Source organism: Mesorhizobium sp. M0208 (assembly GCF_040322015.1).
In the GTDB taxonomy this organism is placed as follows: domain Bacteria; phylum Pseudomonadota; class Alphaproteobacteria; order Rhizobiales; family Rhizobiaceae; genus Mesorhizobium.
The window spans coordinates 1-1,091 of record NZ_JAMYSP010000116.1; the positions used below are offsets into that span (position 1 = coordinate 1).

Annotated in this window: 1 protein-coding gene; it reads left to right on the plus strand. The window is 55.6% G+C overall.

What is annotated here, in order from left to right; genetic code table 11:
* Nucleotides 1–49 precede the first annotated feature (49 nt).
* Nucleotides 50–1,069, plus strand: coding sequence for a transporter substrate-binding domain-containing protein (locus tag NKJ17_RS33875; protein WP_352692055.1), 1,020 nt, complete (start codon nucleotides 50–52; stop codon nucleotides 1,067–1,069).
* Nucleotides 1,070–1,091 lie beyond the last annotated feature (22 nt).

The following is a 1,091-nucleotide window of genomic DNA, read 5'->3' on the forward strand; positions in this document are numbered from 1 at the left end:
CTGTTAACAATAATCAGGGGAACTAGAGGCCATGCGTGTAAGATCAACTATGGGTTACTTCTGCGGTGCACTTGCACTTGCTGTTGCGGCGACACCATCTGCCCGAGCCTCTGTGCTCGATGACGTCAAGCAGCGCGGCGTTCTCAACTGCGCGACCGGCGATGGGATCCCAGGCTTCAGCTATCTTAATCCCAAAACGTCAAAGCTGGAAGGATTGGACGTTGACTTATGCCGTGCTACGGCAGCTGCCGTTCTGGGCGATCCGGACAAGGTCAAGTTTGTAACTGTTACTGGCAAGAGCCGTTTCAACACGGTGACGACGGGGCAGGCAGACGTCGGCTATTTTTCTACCACTATTTATCCTGTTCGAGAATCGGCGATCGCGGTCGATTTTCTGCCGCTCTACTTTTACGATGCCGGCGGGTTTATGGTAAAGACGTCATCCGGCGTTGAGACGGTTAAGGATCTTGCCGGTGGAACGATTTGCACGACACAGGGAACCGCTACAGAGGTTGCCCTTGCGAACCTATTCAAGTCTCAGAACATAACGAACATCAAGGTTTTGACGTTCGATTCCGACGACAAGGTGTTTGCGGCTTTGGGCAGCGGCCGGTGCAACGCGATGGCAACGGACAAAACTGCCCTGGCCGGTTGGCGCGGCAGCTCCCCCAAACCCGAAGACTACAAAATCCTCCGCGAAGGAACCGGCAAATCGCCATTTGCCGGCTTCGTCGCTGCGAATGACTCGAAATGGCGCAACCTGTTGAGATGGACTGTCTTCGGGCTGTTTCAGGCGGAGGAGTGGGGTATCACGGCTGCCAACGTGGAGGAGATGAAAAAATCACCCGATCCGGTCATCCGAAAGTTTCTCGGCGCGGAGAGCGGTTTCGGCACGGACTTCAACGTATCCAATAGCTTTGCGGCCGATATGATCAAGGCCGTCGGCAACTACGGCGAGATCTACGACCGCAACCTGGGCCCGAAGACGCCTTATTATATCGACCGAACCGGCACCCCCAATGCCTCATGGCTTAACGGCGGACTCCTGTACTCGCCTCCTTGGGAGTAGGCGGAGTTCGGCGTCGATCAAC

Coding starts and splice junctions, on each gene's coding strand:
- NKJ17_RS33875 (WP_352692055.1), top strand. CDS start 50: ATGGGTTACTTCTGCGGTGCACTTGCACTTGCTGTTGCGGCGACACCA.